Origin of the sequence: Enterobacter sp. SECR19-1250 (assembly GCF_013391025.1) — a bacterium.
Classification (GTDB): domain Bacteria; phylum Pseudomonadota; class Gammaproteobacteria; order Enterobacterales; family Enterobacteriaceae; genus Enterobacter; species Enterobacter cloacae.
This window is the reverse complement of record NZ_JACASJ010000242.1, coordinates 1-1,751: the sequence shown is the minus strand read 5'-3', so window position 1 is coordinate 1,751 and position 1,751 is coordinate 1. Positions and strand designations below refer to the sequence as shown.

The window sequence follows — 1,751 nt, the reverse complement described above, 5'->3', positions numbered from 1 at the left end:
CCGTGGGGCAAATACGACTCCATCGATGCGGGCGAACGTTACCAGGTGAAGCGCATTACCGTGAAGCCGGGCGAAGGCCTGTCGGTACAGATGCATCACCATCGTGCCGAGCACTGGGTGGTGGTAGCGGGTACCGCCAAAGTGACCATCGACGGTGAAGTGAAACTGCTCGGTGAAAATGAGTCAATTTATATTCCGCTGGGGGCGACACACTGTCTGGAAAACCCAGGGAAGATACCTCTCGATTTAATTGAAGTGCGCTCCGGCGCGTATCTGGAAGAGGACGATATTGTCCGTTTCCAGGACCGCTACGGTCGGGTGTAACCACTTCGCATCATGCCCGGTGGCGCTGTGCTTACCGGGCCTACGAATGAATAAAAAATATTTTGCCTGTTAATTGGGCGGGCCAACTGTTGCCTGAAAAAGGGGTCATGATGGAAAAGTTAACCTGTTTTAAAGCCTACGATATTCGCGGCAAGCTGGGCGAAGAGCTGAATGAAGACATTGCGTGGCGCATCGGTCGCGCGTACGGCGAATACCTGAAACCGAAAACTATCGTGCTGGGCGGTGACGTGCGTCTGACCAGCGAATCCCTGAAGCTGGCGCTGGCGAAAGGGCTGCAGGACGCGGGCGTGGACGTGCTGGATATCGGCCTTTCCGGTACCGAAGAGATCTATTTTGCCACCTTCCACCTGGGCGTGGACGGCGGGATTGAAGTCACGGCCAGCCATAACCCGATGGATTACAACGGCATGAAGCTGGTGCGCAAGGGTGCGCGCCCTATCAGCGGCGATACCGGCCTGCGCGACGTGCAGCGTCTGGCGGAAGCCAACGACTTCCCGCCGGTGAACGAGTCTGCACGCGGCAGCTACAAGCAGATCGATCTGCATAAAGAGTACATCGATCACCTGCTGGGTTACATCAACGTGGCGAACCTTAAGCCGCTGAAGCTGGTCATCAACTCCGGCAACGGCGCGGCGGGCCCGGTGGTGGATGCCCTGGAAGCCCGCTTTAAGGCGCTGAACGTGCCGGTGACCTTCGTCAAGGTACACAACACCCCGGACGGCAACTTCCCGAACGGTATCCCGAACCCGCTGCTGCCAGAGTGCCGCGACGACACCCGCAATGCGGTGATTGAACACGGTGCGGATATGGGCATCGCCTTTGACGGCGATTTCGACCGCTGCTTCCTGTTCGATGAGAAGGGGCAGTTCATCGAAGGCTATTACATTGTCGGCCTGCTGGCGGAAGCGTTCCTCGAGAAAAATCCGGGGGCGAAGATCATTCATGACCCGCGCCTCTCCTGGAACACCGTTGACGTGGTGTCTGCCGCAGGCGGCACGCCGGTGATGTCCAAAACCGGTCACGCGTTTATTAAAGAGCGTATGCGCGAAGAAGACGCCATCTACGGCGGCGAGATGAGCGCCCACCACTACTTCCGCGATTTTGCCTACTGCGACAGCGGGATGATCCCGTGGCTGCTGGTGACCGAACTGCTGTGCCTGAAAGGTCAGACCCTGGGCGAGCTGGTGCGCGACCGTATGGCGGCCTTCCCGGCAAGCGGGGAGATCAACAGCAAACTGGCGCAGCCGGCTGAGGCCATTGCCCGCGTGGAACAGCACTTTGCTATTCACGCGCTGGAAATTGACCGTACCGACGGTATCAGCATGGCGTTCCCGCAGTGGCGCTTTAACCTGCGCTCGTCCAATACCGAGCCGGTGGTGCGCCTGAACGTGGAATCCCGCGCCGAC

General features: G+C 58.9%; 2 protein-coding genes. Both read left to right on the top strand.

From position 1 onward, the window contains the following. The coding region (locus tag HX884_RS26295; protein ID WP_114078625.1) for a cupin domain-containing protein at positions 1 to 324 on the top strand (324 nt) is incomplete at its 5' end. 110 nt (positions 325 to 434) lie between these two features. Continuing rightward, positions 435 to 1,751 (top strand): colanic acid biosynthesis phosphomannomutase CpsG (gene cpsG / locus HX884_RS26290; protein ID WP_058681652.1); only part of this gene is annotated, 1,317 nt, incomplete at its 3' end.